Raw genomic sequence first — 16,846 nt, 5'->3', positions numbered from 1 at the left:
ACGGTCAGTGGGGCATGAGCAGCATCAGGGCCGTCCCCAGCGCCATCGCCCCGTCGCGGACGTGACCGTACGGGTCCGTCGCGGCGGCGCGGTGCGCGGCGTCCGGGGCGGACCGAAGCGAGGGCATGGGGCGGGTCAACGACCACACGGTGCAGGCCAGGAGATACACCGTCAGCAACCCGGTGACCCAGGCAGCCTGCCCTGGTGCGCCGGTGGCATGGCCGTGAGCCGCGGTGTCGTGCGCGGCCGGGACGCCTCCGGCCAGGATCTCGTGGGACGGTACCGCCCGGCCGTGGTGTGTGCGCAGCATCCAGGCCATCGCGGCCATGCCGGCCGCGGACGGCAGCCGGCCGGCGATCTTCCTCACTCTGTTCGCCGTGTGGCCGCGGAGGGCGGTCAGCGGGAACCACAGTGCGGCGAGCGTGAAGAGAACCGTCGTGGCCCGGCCGGACAGCGATCGGCCGAGACTCCAGGGCATGGCCGCCATGGCCACGGACATGGCGGCGTGCAGGAGGTGGTCCACCCGGTCACGGCGTCCCGCCCCCGGCGACCGGACACCGTGCCACAGTGCGTGCACGGCCGCGAAGGCGAACAGCACCGTCAGCATGAAGCGCACGACGTCGGAGGGAGTGTCCATGGGACGCGTGCACCTTTCCTGGTCCATGACCTTTCACCGTCTTGACCGGGCGTGCAGTTGTTATGTGACAGTGCTCGCTCGCCACCGGAAGCGGGCAGGTCGCGGACCAGTGTCGGGCCCTGCATGTGATGCCTTGTACTCACCCAGTGCCACGGTGTGCACGCCGGACGGCGCCCGGGACGGTCGTGTCAATGCCCCCGACGCGACCCTCCACAGCCGCTTGTAACATGGTGCGCACGAAGCCAGAAGGGAAGATCCATGCACGCTGGCGCCCACCCCGACACCCTCGATCAAGCGACGAAGGACTTCCTTTCGGCGCGCCCGCGACTCTTCGGCATCGCCTACCGCGTCCTGGGCAGTACGGCGGAGGCCGAAGACGTCGTGCAGGAAACCTGGCTGCGGTGGCAGAACACGGACCGTACGAAGGTCCTCGAACCGGCCGCCTTCCTCACCACGGTGGCCACCCGGCTGGCGATCAATCTAGCCCAGTCCGCACGGGTGCGCCGGGAGTCCTATGTCGGCCCCTGGCTTCCCGAGCCCGTCGACACCACGGAGGATCCGCAGCTGGGCGCGGAGCGGGCCGAGGCCCTGGAGATGGCGGTTCTGCTGCTCCTGGAGAAGCTGAATCCCGTGGAGCGCACCGCCTACGTGCTGCGGGAGGCGTTCGACTACCCCTACGGGCGGGTCTCCGAGATCCTGGAGACGAGCGAGGCCAACGCCCGTCAGCTGGTGAGCAGGGCACGCAGGCACCTGGCCGCCGAGCGCAGGGAGCGCGTCACGCCGGCGGCCCATCGGCGGCTGCTGGAGGTGTTCCTCTCCGCGGCGCGGACGGGCGATCTGTCGGTACTGGAGGACGTGCTCACCGCCGACGTCGTCAGCTACTCGGACGGTGGCGGGATCCGCGGCGCGTCCAAGATCCCGGTGATCGGACGACCCCATGTCTCGCGGTACCTCGTGGCGTTCGCCCCGCGCTTCTGGCCGCAGGCGGACATCCGGTGGGTCGAGGCGAACGGCCTGCCGGCCGTGCTGGTCTCGTCCGGTGGCGAGGCTGTCGCCCTGCTGTCCGTCGACATCTCGACGGAGGGCATCGACCGGCTCATGTGGGTGATGAACCCGGCCAAGCTGGGGCCCTACGTGGCCTCCCTGCGCGACTGACCCGCCGACAGCCGTCTGCGGGCAGGCGTCACAGGAACGGTTACTTGTCGGTCAACCAGTGGTCCGGACCCCGGACGCCCCGACCCCAGGACGGACGACGTGACGTGTGGTGTGTGCGGTGCGGTGTCGCCCGCGAGAGCGGGTGCCCCGGCCTGCCCGGCGCACCCGCACGTCACCGCCTTCCGTGCCTCCGGGCCCCTGAGTACGCGCTCCCGGACGTCCGCCGGAACGCCGTACCACGACCACATCGGAGTCATGCCGTGACCGAGCGTATCCAGCCGCCCAGCCTGTCGACCGAGAAGGACTACGGCGGGAACGAGTTCTCGCCCATCTACACGACCACCGTGACCGTCCACGGGGGCGTGGCCGCGCACGGGCGGGCCTCCGGCCGGGCACGCTCGTCCGACGGCGCCCTGGACCTCGACCTGCGCATGCCCGCCGAGCTGGGCGGCGACGGCCGGGGCACCAACCCCGAGCAGCTCTTCGCGGCCGGCTTCGGGGCGTGCTTCCACGGCGCGCTGAGCCTCCTGGCACGGCAGGAGGGGCTCGACCCCGCGGCCATCTCGGTCGTGGCGACCGTCGCCTTCGGACGGGATCCGGAGGACGGTGGCTATCTGCTGCGCGTCGATCTGGTGGTGCAGTGGCCCGGTGTCGCTCGCGAGACGGCAACGGATCTGATGGGGAAGGCCGACGCGCTGTGTCCCTACGCGCGCATGGCCTGGAGGGGTACGCCGACCACCATCACGCTCGCCTCCTGACCGGCACGTCCGGCATGCGTCGGCCGTCGCCCCGGGCGGCGGCCGCTCGCCGCCGGCACACCAGGGTCTTTCGACGAGAGGCCCTGGGTCAGGACGGGAACCACAGGTCCGCGTCGGCGGCTTCCTCCTTGCGGACGGCGAAGACGGAGATCTCCTTCTTGTGCAGGCCCTGCCGGGGCAGGGCCGCGACCAGCGGGTGGTCTCCGTCCGCGCCGCCGCGATGATCCTGCATAGGGGTCGCGGCTACGAAGAACTCCGCGTTGACGGACCGGTAGTGCGCCCAGTGCCGTGGCAGGTCGTCCTCGTAGAAGATGGCCTCCACGGGGCAGACGGGTTCACAGGCGTGGCAGTCGACGCACTCCGCGGGGTTGATGTAGAGCGTGCGTGAACCCTCGTAGATGCAGTCCACGGGGCATTCCGTGACACACGCCCGGTCCTTGATGTCGACGCAGGGCTGCGCGATGACGTACGTCATCCCTCTCCTCCTCCTCGCCGTCGAACACGCCACAGGGCCGGCTCGGGCGGCCGTCGGACTCATCGATACGACCGGGGGCACCGTCTCGCTGTGACACGCGCGCTCTCCCCGGTGTCACTCGTCCCGGAGCCGGAGGCGCCCGTGTCACAAAGCTCCGCCTGGCCTGGTCGTAGTCAGTGACACCCACAGCGACGGGAGCAATCGTGGCCATCACCGAACAACGACTGTCGACCATGGTCCTCGTGATCGGTACCGGCGGAGCCGGCCTGCGGGCGGCGATCGAGCTGGCCGAGGCCGGCGTCGATGTCGTCGCCGTCGGCAAACGCCCCAAGGAGGACACCCACACCTCCCTGGCCGCCGGCGGGATCAACGCGGCCCTGGCCACGATGGACCCCGAGGACAGCTGGCAGCAGCATGCCGCGGACACCCTCAAGGAAAGTTACCTGCTCGGCGACCCCCGCACTGCGGAGATCGTCACCCAGGGCGCGGCGCTGGGCATCGACGACCTGGAGCGCTACGGCATGGCCTTCGCCCGCGAAGGGGACGGCCGCATCTCGCAGCGCTTCTTCGGCGCGCACAAGTACCGCCGCACCGCCTTCGCCGGCGACTACACCGGCCTGGAGATCCAGCGCACGCTGATCCGGCGCGCGAGCCAGCTGGACATAGCCATGCTCGACACCGTCTACATCACCCGTCTCCTGGTCCACGACGGTGCCGTCTTCGGGGCCTACGGCTTCGACCTCAACAACGGCACCCGTTACCTCATCCACGCGGACGCCGTCATCCTCGCGGCCGGCGGGCACACCCGCATCTGGCGGCGCACCTCCTCGCGACGGGACGAGAACACCGGCGACTCCTTCCGCCTGGCGGTCGAGGCCGGGGCCCGCCTGCGCGACCCCGAACTGGTCCAGTTCCACCCCTCCGGCATCATCGAACCGGAGAACGCCGCCGGCACCCTCGTCAGTGAGGCGGCCCGCGGTGAGGGCGGCATTCTGCGCAACGCCCTCGGCGAGCGGTACATGAGCCGCTACGACCCGCAGCGGATGGAACTGTCCACCCGTGACCGGGTGGCCCTCGCCTCCTACACCGAGATCAAGGAAGGCCGCGGCACCCCCAACGGCGGGGTCTGGCTCGACGTCTCCCACCTCCCCCGCCAGACGATCATGAACCGGCTGCCCAGGGTCTACCAGACGCTCCTCGATCTGCAGATGCTCGACATCACCCGCGAACCCATCGAGGTCGCCCCCACAGCGCACTACTCGATGGGCGGCGTGTGGGTCCGCCCGGAGGATCACAGCACCGACGTCGGCGGCCTGTACGCCATCGGCGAGGCCTCCAGCGGCCTCCACGGCGCCAACCGTCTCGGCGGCAACAGTCTCATAGAACTGCTCGTCTACGGCCGCATCACCGGCCAGGCCGCAGCCGCCTACTCGGAGTCACTCACCGCGCAGCCCCGCTCCGCGGCCGCGGTGGCCCAGGCCCGCGCCGAAGTCGACGAACTCCTCGCCGCCGACGGACCTGAGAACGTCCGCGCCCTCCAGCGTGCCATCCGCAACACCATGACCGAGCACGCCGGCGTCGTCCGTGACGAAGAGGGTCTGCGCACGGGCCTGGCGGAGCTGGACACGATCGAGAAGCGCATGGAGAACATCGGGGTCCACCCCGACATCGCCGGCTTCCAGGACCTCGCCCACGCCTTCGACCTCAAGTCGGCCGCCCTGGCGGCCCGCGCCACGCTCGAAGCGGCGCTGGAACGCCGGGAGACCCGCGGTTGTCACAATCGCAGCGACTTCCCTGACATGGATCCCGCCTTCCGCGTCAATCTCGTCTGGTCCCCGACGACCGGAATCACCCGTGAGAGCATTCCGCCCATTCCCGGCGAGATCGCATCCCTCATGGAGGACGTCTCCACCGACGGAAAGCTCGTCGAATAGCTGTCCGTCATCCCCGCATCCCTGCTTCCCGTTCTTCGTCTTGTCACAGAAATCGTGCGCAGCCGGTCTTTTCTGATGAAGACCGACGTCACACATCACTGAAAGGATTCCACTATGAAGGTCGTAGTGATCGGCGGTACCGGACTGATCGGCTCGAAGCTGGTCGCCAAGCTCGAGGAGCACGGTCACGAGGCCGTACCGGCGGCCCCCAACACCGGCGTCAACACGCTCACGGGTGAGGGCCTGGCCGAGGTCCTCGACGGTGCCTCGGTCGTGGTGGACGTCTCCAACTCGCCGTCCTTCGCGGACGACGCCGTCATGGAGTTCTTCCGTACCTCGACCACCAACCTTCTCAAGGCGGAGGCGGACGCCGGGGTGACCCACCACGTGGCCCTCTCCGTGGTCGGTACGGAACGGCTCCAGGAAAGCGGCTACTTCCGTGCCAAGCAGGCGCAGGAGGCGCTGATCAAGGACTCGGGTATTCCGTACTCCATCGTGCACGCCACGCAGTTCTTCGAGTTCATGAAGGGCATCGCCGACTCGGCGACCGACGGCGACACGGTCCGCCTGGCCCCGATCAAGATCCGGCCCGTCTACTCCGACGACGTGGCCGCCGCCGTCGGCCGCACCGCCGTCGGTACTCCGGTCAACGGGGTGGTGGAGGTCGCCGGCCCCGAGGTGTTCCAGCTGGACGAGCTGATCCGGAAGGGCCTGGCCGCCAAGAACGACCCGCGCACGGTCGTGACCGACGCGCACGCTCCTTACTTCGGTGCGGAGCTGCAGGAGACCACCCTGCTCCCCGGTCCGGACGCGCACATCGCGGACACCCGTTTCGCCGACTGGCTCGCGCAGCAGCGGTGAGCCGCGGGTGGCGGGCCCTGGGGCAGGGCCCGCCACCCGCGAGGGGGCCTGTCGTCCGCACCGCGGCACGGCAGGCCCCTTCTTCCTGTCCGGCGCGGCGACGGCCGGGACGCCGACACACCTTGCAACCGACGGACAACACCGCAGAGAAAGCCACCCACCATGCTGATGCGACGCGATCAGGCCGTTCCTCCCAGCTCGAGTTCGTACCTGGGGGTGACCGGTACCTATACCATCGACCCGGTCCACAGTTCGATCGGCTTCTCCGTCCGGCACGCCATGATCTCCAACGTGCGCGGGAGATTCGACCGTTTCGAGGGCCTCCTCAAACTCGACGGCTCGGACCCGTCGCGTTCCGAGGCGTACGTGAGTGTCCAGACCGACAGTCTGGACACGGGCATCCCGGAGCGCGATGCCCACCTCGGGGGGCCCGACTTCTTCGACTCCGCGACGTTTCCCCTGATGGCTTTCCGTTCCACCGGTATCGTCCCGCTCGGCGACGACGAGTTCCGTCTCACAGGCGGTCTGCGCATCAAGGACATCGAGCTGCCCCTGGACATCGACGTCGTCTTCGGCGGAGCCGGCGAGGACGCCTACGGGCAGCACCGGGCCGGCTTCGAGGGCACGGCCACGCTGCGGCGTTCGGACTGGGGGCTGGCCTGGAACACACCGTTGGCTACGGGGGGAGTCCTCGTCAGCGACAAGGTGACCCTGACACTGGACGTCTCCGCGATACGGCTCGACCGGGAGACGGCGGCCTGACCGGAAGCCGGTCTGGGCGGGGTGGCACCCGTTCGGGAACCACCCCCCACCCTTCGCCTGCCCGTGTGTGCGCCTCAGCTCCTTCTACCGCGGCCACAGTCGGGTCTGTCCCTCGGCCTGCGCTCACGCGGCGGTTTCCGTCGCCCCCGGCGTACGTGCCGTGCGCCGGCGCATGGCGCGGCGCTCCCCTTCCGTCGTACCGCCCCAGATACCCTCCACCGGATCCGCGTCGACGGCCCACGCCAGACACTGCTCCCTCACGGGGCAGCGACGGCAGACGGCCTTCGCCTCATCCGTCTGTATCGCCACGGGGCCACTGTTGATGTTGCCTATCGGGAAGAAGAGGTCGGGGTCCTCGCCTCGGCAAAGCGCCCGTTCGCGCCAGTCCATGGAACGCCTCCTGGGTGAGGGACGGATACGGTCTCGGGGGGCGGCTCGTCATCAGGGAGTGCGAAGACGCGGGTGGCAGTACACCACCGCTCGTCACTTGAAAGGACCGAGCGGCCGACGTGTGTGTGACACCGAGACGGCGCCGGGCTCGCGTCTCCGAAGGCCTGCGAGTGATCCACCGATGCATGCGAAGGCGCCCCCGCCGAACGCGACCTGAGCTCGGCCGTTGCCCTTGTCGTTGAACTCCGGCATCCGCGACCGATTCACCAGGTGGGTCTTGAGCCCGCGTCGGAGCCCCGCCCTCCTCGACGCCGCTCCCGCCGCACGGCCGTCCCCCGCGTCCGGGACCGGGTCCGTGGGCGACTCGTCATGAACGAGGGCGGTTCCAGGAACGCAGTTTGTCGGGATTGAGGACGACCCAGACGTGGACGACACGCGAGCCGGTGATGTCGAGGCTGATTGCCGCGGCGACCTGGTCGTCGTAGCGGGCGACGAGACCAGTGCGTCCGTTGGCGGAGCGCGTGTGCAGGGTGGTGCGAGGGTGCCGGGCGAACAGGGCCACCAGACTCCGGGCGACACCTCCGCTGCCGGTGACGGACCGCGTAAGCGCGCGGACCTTGCCTCCGCCGTCGAAGAATGCGATGGCGTCCGGGTTCAGCAGGGACGCCAGGCGGTCGGCGTCCCCGTCGGCGCACGCGTGTCGTACGGCGTGGGCGATCTCGTCCTGCCGACGTGGCGGCGTCGGCTGCGCGCGCCGGGCCCGAACGCTCCGGCGGGCCCGGTCTGCCGGCTCGGTGCGTTCCGCCTCGGACCGTCCCACGATGTGCGCGATCGTGCCCGGTGCCATTCCGAACACGTCATTGATCACGAACGCTACCCGCTCGACCGGCGAGAGCGCGTCCGGCGTTCGCAGCAACACCGCGCTGACCTCGGTCTCCGGACGCGAACCGTGCTGCTCCCTCCTCGGCACGGGACCCGGGGCGTCTTCCCCGCGGCCGGGCAGGGCCAGCCGAGCCAGGCGACTGCCCAGCATCCAGTGAGCGACCTCCAGCAGATGTCTTCGCTCGTCGATCAACTCCATGATCGGCAGGATGTCACCGCCGGGCTCCATACGCGTTCTCCCGCCGAAGCCGTGTACGTCTCGTGACCACCTCATTGTTCGCCGAAACACACTGTCATGGGACCCGGCTGTCGATGTCATTTCCCACGGCAATACAGTGAGTCCTGTCGAACAGGCCGCTCCTGAGGTGCACTTACCCGGGCGAGCCCCTGAATACCCACCTTCCGAAGGGGATCAGCACGCGCAAGGTGTTGCGTAGTATGTCCTGCCGCACGGCGCCCCCTTCGCCGAGGACGCCCCTGATCCAGGCTGCGAGCCGAAGTAACGGGGCGCGCGGCTCCACGGCTGTCACAGCTCCCGCCACTGCCTGGTCAATGCGGTGTCGACGGCTTGCAGCGGCAATCGCTCGAGCCGTGCGGCGAAGAAGGAAGAGCATGGCAGGGACACGCCGGCTGCACCTGCTCCGAGAGGCGATAGACACGGTGGACGCCCGCATCGACGCGGTCTCCGAGGCCCTCCGGCAACTGCAGCATTCGGTGGCCCGGCCCGCCGACGGCCGGAAGCACCCGGGCGAGACGGACGGCACCAGGCTCGATCACTCCAGGACCGACCACCCGTGACAGATCGAGCGGGCGGACCCGGTGAAGCGCCTCGCCAGTCGATGCGTGCTCTCCGGTGTCAGCCCGCTCCGTTCCCGACCGGCTGGGGCCGTTGCATATGATGTGCGGGTAGCATCCAACGGTGTTGGGCCCGGTTGACATCGGCGGCCCTGCGGAACAAGGGTTGAGGACGAGAGGAACACATGGGCTCCGTGACCTCCAAGGCTCGTAACATCGAGATCACCGCCGAGAGCCTCCGGGAGGACCTGGCCCGGCTGAAGGTTCAGAAGCAGGCGCTGGAGCGGGAACTGTCCGCGGTCACCGCTCACCTCGACTCCGTGCAACGAGCCCTCAGCGCGCTTCAGGCCTTGATGCCCATGGCCGCTCCGTCGTCTGCGGCACCCGGGTCCGTGGATGTCGGGCCGACGGCGCAGCCCGCGCCCGCGGACACCATCGAGGACTCGGACGCGAGCCGGGCGAGGACCGACCACGCCGACGTCGAGGCCGAGGGCGACAGCGCACCGAAGTACGGCAAGCTGACCGAACAGATCCTGACGTACTTCGCCGAAGTCGCGGACACCGACGTCCGTGCCCGAGATGTCGCCGCCGCTCTGGGCCGGGACACAGACAGTGGCAGCATCAACGCCGTGCGGAGCACGCTCGACCGTCTGGTCGGCACCTCCCGCATTCGCCGTGTCGGCCGCGGCCTTTACCGCGCCGCCAAGCCCTGACCGGGGACCGTACTTCGCCGCGTCAGGTCATGGGTGGCGCTGTCACCTCCGGGCGACGGGTGCTCCCAGCGAGACACCCGTCACCCGGTACGTCACCGCCGGCTCATCCGGCGACGACGTCCGTGGGCTCCTCGCTGCGCCGTGGGGCGCCACTGGAGACGAAGGCGTCTCTCGGGTGCTGGACCGAGACGAGGGACACGATGTCGCGGCCGTAGAAGGCGGCGGTGGCCCACACCGCGAAGACACGGACCTTGCGTTCCCAGCTGGGTACGGCCAGGACGTGGTAGCCCCGGTGCATCAGCCAGGCCGGGAAGCCCTTGATGACCAGGCGCCGGTACTGGAATATGCCGCGGCCCAGCCCCAGCGTGGCCACCACGCCCAGACTGTGGTGCACGTAGTCCTTGGCCGGCCGGCCCCGAAGTGACGCCAGGATGTTCTTCGCCAGAAGCTTGCCCTGGCGGACGGCGTGCTGCGCGTTGGGCACCGTGCGGGCCCCCGGCCGTCCCGCGGCGAGGTCGGGCACGGAGGCGTCGTCGCCGGCCGCCCAGACATCCGCCACCGCCTCGGTGTCCGTGCCGACCCGGAGATCCGCACGCACCGTCAGCAGGCCCCGTTCGTCGACCGGGAGGTCGGTGTGGTTGTGCACGATCGGGTTGGACGCGTTGCCCGCCGTCCACACGATCAGGCCCGAGTCGTACTCCTCCCCGTCGGACAGCACGACGTGCCCGTCCTTCGCGGAGACGAGCTGGGTGTTCAGATGCACCCGGCCACCCCGCTTCTCCAGCGAGCGCACCACCCATTCACCGGACCGGTCGGTCACCTCGGGAAGGATCCGGCCCCGCGCCTCGACCAGGTGGAAACCCAGTTCTCCCGCATCGATCTCCGGGTAGTGCTTCAGCAGGGCGGTCGCCAGAGCCAGCAGTTCCCCGAAGCCCTCCACCCCGGAGAATCCGCCTCCGACGACGGTGACGGTGAGCAGCTTGCGGCGCTCGGGCCCGCGCGGAAGGGTCGCCGCGCGGTCGAACGAGGTGAGCAGCCGGTCGCGGATCGCCACGGCCTCCTCGACGTGCTTCAGTCCGTACGCCTGGTCGCTCAGTCCCGGAATCGGGAACGTGCGCGTGACGGCCCCCGCCGTCACCACCAGCACGTCGTAGTGGAGGTCGAAGTCCGGCCCGGTCTCCGGCCGGACCGTGACCGTGCGAGCACTGTTGCGGATCTCCGTCACCGCGCCCGCGATCACACGGGTCCGGCGCAGGTGCCGCCGCAGCGAGACCGCGGCATGCCGGGCCTCCACCGACCCGGCGACCACCTCGGGGAGGAACGGCTGGTACGTCATGTACGGGCGGGGGTCGACCACGGTGACGCGTGCCTCACCCCGACGCAGCTTCTTCTCCAGGCCCCACGCGGTGTAGAAACCCGCGTAACCACCACCCACGATCAAGATCTCACGCACGGTGTCCTCTGTTCCTCTCGGTTTCACCTATCAAGACCGACCAGGACCTCGTGGTGTGACGTGACCGGGAGCAGAACCGGGAATCCCGTACGTGCCAACCGGCGGCGCCGTTTCTGGTCCGCCCCTCGGACTGGATACCGTCCCTCGTCGCAGAGACACAGGGCGTTTGCAGTGCCGACCGCCGGATTGCCACACGCACGCTGCGTACATACCGCCGGCCGTCATGCGGCCCGCCGGTACCGGGCTGTGTCCGTGCGGAGGGCAGGGCCCCCCTGCTGCCGCCGAACCAGATCGCGGTCCAGTCGCCCTTGTTCCCCGAGCTGCCGCCCGGCGTGCGCCGTGCCGCCCCGGCCGTCGGTGCGGCCGGCGCGTTCGTCACGCGTTCGCGTGCCGGCTCCAGTGCGCCTCCAGGATGTCGGCCACCTCTGCGGGCCGCTGGAGCAGGGGCCAGTGATTGCAGTCCATCTCGATCACCGCGGACACGTGCAGGGAGGCGCCGAGCTTGCGCCCGAACTCGATCTGGCAGGCAGGGTCGAGCGCTCCCCAGAAGACCAGGCACGGTGCCGACACCGCGGACAGCCCCGGCTCCCATTCCGCCCCCGTCGTCACAGCCGACCGGTACAGTCTGAGGATGGCATCCTTCATCGGACCGTCCACGTGGCTCACCGTCTCCCGGGCCAGGTCGATGGGCACGTCGAAGCCGGTCGCCAGGTCGTCGGCGAACTGTTCCGGTTGCAGTTCCTCCATGAAGCGGTCGCCTTCGACCTGGTCCTGCCAGATCTTGGCCAACGGGTGCCATTCGTATTCGGAGTTGATCGGCCCGTTGCCCCCGGCCCAGGTACGGACCAGATCCGGGCGCAGATAGGCGACACGGGCGGTGAATATGCATCCCCAGTCATGACCGACCAGGTCGACCGGCTCACCGACCCGCTCCAGCCGTTCGATGAGCCAGTCCACGTACTCCTCCTTCGTGGATCCGAAGCCGGCCGGGCGTGCCGCGCCGAAGCCGGGTAGGTCCCAGGCTTCCACGTCGGTGCGGGTCAGGTGCCGCCGCACGCCGTCCCATACCCGGTGGGTATCGGGGACGCCGTGGATCAGGATGGCAGGCATGGACAGGTCCCTTCGTCAGCGGGCGTCGCCTCGCGATCGGTGTCGGGAGAGCATCCTGTCACACTGTTATGTACGTGGATTTGCCGGGCTTCGCTCATCGTCACACGGCGGCGTGACAGAGTGGAAGTCCCTCGGATCTGGTACGGGGTCATCCTGGTGTCACATGATCCGTGCCTGCCCGGTCTGCACTCCTGAGGGCACCGAAGACGAGCCCGTCGGCCGAGGGCGTCCGGGACCGGGTGCTCCTTCCGCCGACCGTCACGGGCGTCGATCCAGCCGATCTCGGCGGTGGTGACGCGGTGCCGTGTGAGAAGGAGGATGCCGTATGGACCAGGCCGGTGACGCGGTGCCGCTCGCGGATCTGCTCGACGAACGACGGCATCTGCTCAACGTCGCCTACTGGATGCTGGGCACAGGCCCCGAGGCGGAGGACGCCGTCACCGAGACCTACCGGCAGTGGTACGACCTGCCAGATCTCCAGAAGGCACGCATCACCGACCCGGGTGCCTGGCTGACCGAAAGCACGGGCTCCATCTGCCTGGCACGCCTCATCCTGCCCGAGCGACGACCCGCAGGCCCGGGCGGGAAGGACGGCGGCACGGTGGCGGGACTCCACCGTGCCCTGGAGGAGGAGATCAGCGGCGCCCTGCTCAACGCCCTGGACGCTCTGTCCCCTACTGAACGAGCGGCGTTCGTCCTCAACGATGTCTTCGCCATTCCACCGCGAGCGGTCGCCGACATCGTGGGACGGACGCCACACGAATGCGCCGAACTCGCCGACCGCGCCCGCCGTAGTCTGCGTAGCACCCGCTCGCACCCCACCACACCACAGCAGCACGACAGGATCGTCCGCGCGGTCCGGCGAGCCTGCACCACGGCCGACGCCACTCATCTGGCATCCCTGCTGGCATCCGACGCCGCCGCGTTCTTCGACGGTGGCGGCAAGGTGCGTGCCCTCGCCAGGCCGGTGCACGGCAATCAGCACGTCGCTCGCACTCTCCTCACCCTCCTGACCCCGCGACCGCACACGACTCTGCACCTCAGCCCGGCCAACGGCCGTACCGCAATCGTCGTACGCCACAACGACCAGGTAGCCGCCGTCATCAGTTTCGACATCGCCGACCACTACGTCTTCCAGGTCTGGGCTGTCCTCAACCCCGACAAACTGCGCACGTGGAACCGCCCCCACACCCCTGGCGCCCCCACCGCCAGAGCCCTCGGAGACTGAGGCGCATCCACACCGTGCGCCCGGGCAGGCCAAGCCCACAACACTTTTGTCGCTGCTCACAACAACTCGTCACGATCGACCTGTAACGGATCCGGGATGGCCCTGGTCTATGAAGCAGACACAGTTGAAATCAATGTGACTTGTTGTGGCGTGGCCTGGAGTCGGCTGATGAGCGGTCCGTCACGCGGCAGCCGTACGAGCGTGCCCGCCGGCAGCACCGATCCGCGGGGAACGGAGACAGAAGGATCATGCATCGTGAGACGCCCTCCATGGGGAGCAGCCTGGAGGAGGCCGTATCTGTCTTCGTGGAGCTCCGCCCACGTCTGTTCGGCATCGCATACCGCGTTCTGGGCAGTGCGATGGAGGCCGAGGACGTGGTCCAGGACGTATGGGTGCGCTGGCAGAGAACGGACCGCTCGGTGGTGGTGAACCCCGTTGCGTTCCTGTCGAGTGCGACGACACGGCTGGCCATCAACGTGGCCCAGTCGGCCCGGGTGCGCCGCGAAACCTACATCGGCCCCTGGTTGCCCGAGCCCGTCGACACGAGCAGCGACCCGGAGATCGGCGCGCAGCGGGCCGAGGCACTGGAGCTGGCCCTGCTCCTCCTCCTGGAGAAGCTGAACCCGAGCGAGCGGGCCGCCTACGTACTGCGGGAGGCGTTCGACTACGGCTACACCGAGATCGCCGGGATACTCGGTGTGACCCCTGTCAATGCGCGCAAGATCGTGAGCCGGGCCCGCAGGCACCTGTCGGCCGAGCATCGGCAGTCCGTGGACACGGCCCAGCACCGACGGCTCCTCGATGCCTTCGTCTCGGCGGCGCGGACCGGAGACGTCGCCTCGCTGGAGGCCGTCCTGGCCCCGGACGACGCCCGTCAGCTCGGTGGCAGGTCCTCCCGTCCCACTCGCTGTCGACAGGACAAGACGCTGGGCGCCGCGCTGCCTGTCCCGGTGTTCGGGGCGTTGCTCGAGCTCCGTTGACCTGCGGTGAGGACTGCGCTCGGGCGTTCCCGGGGCGGACTGACGAGCAAGGCCCACGTTGCCGTCGAGGCGGAGGGCACGGCAGGCCGCGCCAGCACTGTCACAACGTGCTTCAGACCTGCCACCGTCGCGGCGGCTGCTCGGCCACGGTGGGAACCTGTGGGTTGGCATGATCCCCCCGCTACGTAGGCGTGCGTCGTTGCGTTTCCAGCGGGCCGGTGTCGACAATCGGTGAACGGGCCGGGCGCGGCAAAGACGAGGACGAGGGGAAGACATGGCCCCGGCAACTGGCGCGGCGCGCAACATCGAGGTCACCGCTGAGGAGCTGCGGCAGGATCTGGCCCGTCTGCGGCTCCACAAGCATGCGCTGGAGAGGGAACTGGCCGCCGTCATGGCCCATCTGGACACCCTCCAGCAGGCCTTGGGCGCACTCCAGGTCCTGATGGCGGATCCAACGGGTGGCACGCCGGATCCCGTGGACACCATCGGTGCGGCCCGAAGTCGTGCCCCGGGGCCCGGACGGGCGCACACTCCACCGGCCGGACGTCCCGCAGCCGCGGAAGTCACCCGGACCTCGGGACCGCCCGGGAACCGGCAGGGACCGGGCATGCGGGCTCCCCGCCCCGAGGCCGAGGGGAAACGGACGTACGGAAAGCTCACCGAGCAGATCCTGGAGTACCTCTCGCAGGCCGGCTACGTCGACGTACGCGCCCGGGACGTAGCGGCGGCACTCGGCCGCGACACCGACAATGGAAGCATCAACGCGGTGCGCAGCGCACTCGACCGTCTCGTCGGTACGTCCCGGGTCCGACGGACCGGCCGGGGTCTCTACCGGGCCCGGCGTTCCTGACCAGATCCACGGTGGCGACTGTGAACGGCCCCGGACGCCGTCTGCGGGGGATCGGTGACGTCCGGGGCACTGCACCCGCTCGGCTCCGTGCAGCGGGTGTGAAAGCGCTCCTGACGCTTGTCCGGGGTTACCACCCAGCGTCAGGAACACTGTGATCAGTGTATCGCACTCACACGGTGCTGAGAGTCAACAGTGCACCACGTCGGCCGCTCCGGCGATGTTCGACCGAGCGGCCCGATAACAGTGGGATGACATGTTGCTTTTCCTGTTGGAGGGCGCCACCCCGCAGTGGATCATCGGAAGGTGTGAAGCACTCTTCAGCGCCGCTGTCCCCCGGCACCCACACGATCACCGTCCCTCACGACGCCGCCCACGTCGAACAGCGATACCACGTCGCCGGTTCGGGCCCGGTATGCATCGCTCACTCGGGCGGACCCGGCATCGGTTGGGAATACTTGCGTATGCCCGCGCTCGAACGCAGCCTCACCATGGTGTACATCGAGCCGGTCGGCACGGGCGCTTCCGGACGGCTCCCCGATCCGGGGGACTATTCCGTGACCACATACGCGCGTCTTCTGCACCATGTGGTCGAACACCTGGAACTGCCCGAGGTCACCCTGCTCGGCCACTCCCACGGTGGTTTCGTCGCCCAGCAGTACGCCCTCGACCACCCGGCGCGGCTCGCCGCCCTGGTCCTGTACGACACGTCGCCGGTGGCAGACGACCAGTTCTGGGCGGCGGCGGTGGCCGCCATGCAACGCTTCGTGGACCGTCACGTCGACGACCATCCGGAGGTGGCCGGTTACGTCGCTGCGCTCACGGCCCGCCTGGACCTGCTCGATGACGACGGCACCACCGCCGTCCTGCGCAAGATCATGCCCGCCTATCTCTTCGACTACTGGGGCAGGGAGCGGGAGTTCGCTCCGGCCCGCCAGTCGCTCCGGATGTATGCGGCCCCCACCCGCGGCCAGGGCATCCCGTTCGATGTCCGGGACGCCCTGCCCCGTATCACCACACCGGCACTCGTCCTGGCCGGCAGGCAGGACTTCATCTGCGGACCCCGATGGGCCCGCCTCCTGCACGAGGCCATGCCCGAAACGGAGTTGTCGATCCTCGAGGACACGGGACACCTCGCGCACATCGAACGGCCCGCACAGTTCAGCGATGCGGTTCTCGCTTTCCTCCGTGGTCAGGGTGTGCTGGGGGGCCGGCCGACCCTGTAGCTTCGCGCCGGACAGCAGTGTGCAAACGGCCCCAGGCCGGCTACGGCGCCGGGAGCTGAGCGGACCCGTGACGCGGGCGACGACGGTGCCGTCCGTCGGCCGCGCGACCGAGCCGACCAGCTTCCGGCGCAGTCCCGTCGGAAGGGCTCCCGCACACCTGCGGGCCGGTCCTGGGGCATGTGCCGGCTCCTTCACAGGGAGCCGCAGTCCTCGCTGGACTGCCCAGGGTCTCGCACCGTGACCTGTCATCTGGTCGCGTGGCCGAGCACGTCCACGGAACCGTCGGTCACCGGGTGCGGACATCACTCGTGGCGAATGGCCTCCACTCGGGTGACCTGCCCCAAGGTCGGCAGCGTCAGCAGGGTCACCAACAGGACCGATACCGCGCCGATACCGGTCATCGCCAGCATGCTGACCCAGTCGAACACCATCGTACGGCCGACGAGGTGGAGGAGGGTGCCGCCGAGCGCCGTTCCGACCAGGCCCGCCACCAGCATTCCGATCGCCACGGGCAGCGCTGTCTGCCACAACACCGAGCCGCTGAGGGTTCGCCGCCGAGTGCCGACGGCGATGAGCATGGCCATGACGCGTTTCTGGTCCCTCAGTTGTTCGACGGCACCGATCAGCATGCTGGTGGCGA

The 16,846-nt window shown here is 69.3% G+C and carries 17 protein-coding genes and 1 pseudogene; 11 read left to right on the top strand and 7 right to left on the bottom strand.

What is annotated here, in order from left to right:
- Window positions 1-4 precede the first annotated feature (4 nt).
- The gene (locus tag AB0L21_RS13035) at window positions 5-637 is read right to left on the bottom strand and encodes a DUF5134 domain-containing protein (RefSeq protein WP_365709690.1); all 633 of its coding nucleotides are present in this window, start codon (window positions 635-637) and stop codon (window positions 5-7) included.
- Window positions 638-895: 258 nt separating this feature from the next.
- On the opposite strand from AB0L21_RS13035, the gene AB0L21_RS13030 reads away from it, so the two are divergent.
- Window positions 896-1,792: an RNA polymerase sigma-70 factor gene (locus tag AB0L21_RS13030; RefSeq protein WP_365783901.1), complete on the top strand. Its 897-nt coding sequence runs from the start codon at window positions 896-898 to the stop codon at window positions 1,790-1,792.
- Window positions 1,793-2,052: 260 nt separating this feature from the next.
- Complete coding sequence (locus AB0L21_RS13025; protein ID WP_365783898.1) at window positions 2,053-2,550, top strand: Ohr family peroxiredoxin; 498 nt, start codon at window positions 2,053-2,055, stop codon at window positions 2,548-2,550.
- 88 nt (window positions 2,551-2,638) lie between these two features.
- On the opposite strand, the gene fdxA is transcribed toward AB0L21_RS13025, so the two are convergent.
- On the bottom strand, window positions 2,639-3,025 hold the full coding sequence (gene fdxA, locus AB0L21_RS13020) for a ferredoxin (protein ID WP_365709684.1): 387 nt from the start codon (window positions 3,023-3,025) through the stop codon (window positions 2,639-2,641).
- A 233-nt stretch (window positions 3,026-3,258) separates the two neighbouring features.
- Here fdxA and AB0L21_RS13015 point away from each other — a divergent pair, with 233 nt between their 5' ends.
- The 3 genes from AB0L21_RS13015 to AB0L21_RS13005 all read left to right on the top strand — a co-directional run bounded on the left by AB0L21_RS13015 (window position 3,259) and on the right by AB0L21_RS13005 (window position 6,582).
- Window positions 3,259-4,959 carry an FAD-binding protein gene (locus AB0L21_RS13015; protein ID WP_365709711.1) on the top strand — a complete coding sequence of 567 codons (1,701 nt, stop codon included), beginning with the start codon at window positions 3,259-3,261 and terminating at the stop codon, window positions 4,957-4,959.
- Between the two features lie 114 nt (window positions 4,960-5,073).
- Entirely contained in the window at window positions 5,074-5,820 is a 747-nt protein-coding gene (locus AB0L21_RS13010) for an SDR family oxidoreductase (protein ID WP_365709682.1), read from the top strand.
- Window positions 5,821-5,985: 165 nt separating this feature from the next.
- On the top strand, window positions 5,986-6,582 hold the full coding sequence (locus tag AB0L21_RS13005) for a YceI family protein (RefSeq protein WP_365709709.1): 597 nt from the start codon (window positions 5,986-5,988) through the stop codon (window positions 6,580-6,582).
- Between the two features lie 123 nt (window positions 6,583-6,705).
- Here AB0L21_RS13005 and AB0L21_RS13000 read toward each other — a convergent pair whose 3' ends face one another.
- Together AB0L21_RS13000 and AB0L21_RS12995 are read right to left on the bottom strand one after the other, a co-directional pair.
- Complete coding sequence (locus AB0L21_RS13000) at window positions 6,706-6,972, bottom strand: WhiB family transcriptional regulator (RefSeq protein ID WP_365709680.1); 267 nt, start codon at window positions 6,970-6,972, stop codon at window positions 6,706-6,708.
- A 367-nt stretch (window positions 6,973-7,339) separates the two neighbouring features.
- Window positions 7,340-8,083: an RNA polymerase subunit sigma gene (locus AB0L21_RS12995; protein ID WP_365783896.1), complete on the bottom strand. Its 744-nt coding sequence runs from the start codon at window positions 8,081-8,083 to the stop codon at window positions 7,340-7,342.
- A 383-nt stretch (window positions 8,084-8,466) separates the two neighbouring features.
- On the opposite strand from AB0L21_RS12995, the gene AB0L21_RS12990 reads away from it, so the two are divergent.
- Both AB0L21_RS12990 and AB0L21_RS12985 read left to right on the top strand, forming a co-directional pair.
- Complete coding sequence (locus AB0L21_RS12990) at window positions 8,467-8,652, top strand: hypothetical protein (RefSeq protein ID WP_365783894.1); 186 nt, start codon at window positions 8,467-8,469, stop codon at window positions 8,650-8,652.
- Between the two features lie 182 nt (window positions 8,653-8,834).
- Window positions 8,835-9,362 (top strand): hypothetical protein, encoded by a 528-nt coding sequence (locus tag AB0L21_RS12985; protein ID WP_365709674.1) that lies wholly within the window; start codon window positions 8,835-8,837, stop codon window positions 9,360-9,362.
- A gap of 103 nt (window positions 9,363-9,465) precedes the next feature.
- Here AB0L21_RS12985 and AB0L21_RS12980 read toward each other — a convergent pair whose 3' ends face one another.
- Together AB0L21_RS12980 and AB0L21_RS12975 are read right to left on the bottom strand one after the other, a co-directional pair.
- Window positions 9,466-10,815: an NAD(P)/FAD-dependent oxidoreductase gene (locus AB0L21_RS12980; RefSeq protein WP_365783892.1), complete on the bottom strand. Its 1,350-nt coding sequence runs from the start codon at window positions 10,813-10,815 to the stop codon at window positions 9,466-9,468.
- Window positions 10,816-11,190: 375 nt separating this feature from the next.
- On the bottom strand, window positions 11,191-11,925 hold the full coding sequence (locus AB0L21_RS12975) for an alpha/beta hydrolase (protein WP_365783890.1): 735 nt from the start codon (window positions 11,923-11,925) through the stop codon (window positions 11,191-11,193).
- 325 nt (window positions 11,926-12,250) lie between these two features.
- Here AB0L21_RS12975 and AB0L21_RS12970 point away from each other — a divergent pair, with 325 nt between their 5' ends.
- The 4 genes and pseudogenes from AB0L21_RS12970 to AB0L21_RS12955 all read left to right on the top strand — a co-directional run bounded on the left by AB0L21_RS12970 (window position 12,251) and on the right by AB0L21_RS12955 (window position 16,206).
- The gene (locus tag AB0L21_RS12970; RefSeq protein ID WP_365783888.1) at window positions 12,251-13,153 is read left to right on the top strand and encodes an RNA polymerase subunit sigma; all 903 of its coding nucleotides are present in this window, start codon (window positions 12,251-12,253) and stop codon (window positions 13,151-13,153) included.
- A 269-nt stretch (window positions 13,154-13,422) separates the two neighbouring features.
- Window positions 13,423-14,019: pseudogene (locus AB0L21_RS12965) on the top strand (sigma-70 family RNA polymerase sigma factor); the annotation flags it as partial.
- Window positions 14,020-14,407: 388 nt separating this feature from the next.
- Window positions 14,408-14,983 (top strand): hypothetical protein, encoded by a 576-nt coding sequence (locus tag AB0L21_RS12960; protein ID WP_365783886.1) that lies wholly within the window; start codon window positions 14,408-14,410, stop codon window positions 14,981-14,983.
- A 305-nt stretch (window positions 14,984-15,288) separates the two neighbouring features.
- A complete protein-coding gene (locus AB0L21_RS12955) occupies window positions 15,289-16,206 on the top strand; it encodes an alpha/beta hydrolase (protein ID WP_365709664.1) in 918 nt (305 codons plus the stop codon).
- 302 nt (window positions 16,207-16,508) lie between these two features.
- On the opposite strand, the gene AB0L21_RS12950 is transcribed toward AB0L21_RS12955, so the two are convergent.
- Window positions 16,509-16,835 (bottom strand): FtsX-like permease family protein, encoded by a 327-nt coding sequence (locus AB0L21_RS12950; protein WP_365783884.1) that lies wholly within the window; start codon window positions 16,833-16,835, stop codon window positions 16,509-16,511.
- Window positions 16,836-16,846 lie beyond the last annotated feature (11 nt).

Source organism: Streptomyces sp. NPDC052721 (genome assembly GCF_040678315.1).
Classification (GTDB): domain Bacteria; phylum Actinomycetota; class Actinomycetes; order Streptomycetales; family Streptomycetaceae; genus Streptomyces.
The sequence above is the reverse complement of the archived record's forward strand: the minus strand, read 5'-3'. Positions and strand labels throughout refer to the sequence as shown.